The sequence below is a fragment of the Ralstonia sp. VS2407 genome (assembly GCF_052950655.1).
Map to the genome: position 1 here is coordinate 1 of NZ_JBRFVG010000273.1, position 463 is coordinate 463.

A 463-nucleotide genomic window follows, 5' to 3' on the forward strand; every position below is an offset into this window, starting at 1 on the left:
GTTAAATAGCTTTTGTAAAGCTGATTCAACAACGATAGACTCATCTTCTTCACGAACACTAGCAACTTCATTACGAACGAAAGTAGCTGCTTGACGACGTGCATGAAGATCTCCACGTTTACCTAAAGTAATCATTTTTTCTACAGTTGAACGTACTTCTTTCGCACGAGCTTCAGTAGTTACGATGCGTTCGTTGATGATTAAATCAGTTGTAATATCGCGTAGCATAGCTTTACGTTGGCTTGATGTGCGTCCTAATTTACGGTAACTCACGTTGGGTTCCCTCCTTCGTTTCTGTTCTCACGCGCCACTGCTGTTAAGCAGGACTGGAAACTTCGTAAAAGTCTTAATCGTCCTTACGTAATCCTAACCCTAGATCATGCAATTTAAGTTTTACTTCTTCAAGAGATTTACGACCTAAATTACGTACTTTGATCATTTCTGGTTCAGATTTGTTTGTAAG

Annotated in this window: 2 protein-coding genes; both read right to left on the reverse strand. The window is 39.5% G+C overall.

What is annotated here, in order from left to right; genetic code table 11:
* Window positions 1–273 (reverse strand): 50S ribosomal protein L17 (gene rplQ / locus ACU8YE_RS25010; protein WP_446930242.1); only part of this gene is annotated, 273 nt, incomplete at its 3' end.
* A gap of 73 nt (window positions 274–346) precedes the next feature.
* Window positions 347–463 (reverse strand): DNA-directed RNA polymerase subunit alpha C-terminal domain-containing protein (locus ACU8YE_RS25015; RefSeq protein WP_446930244.1); only part of this gene is annotated, 117 nt, incomplete at its 5' end.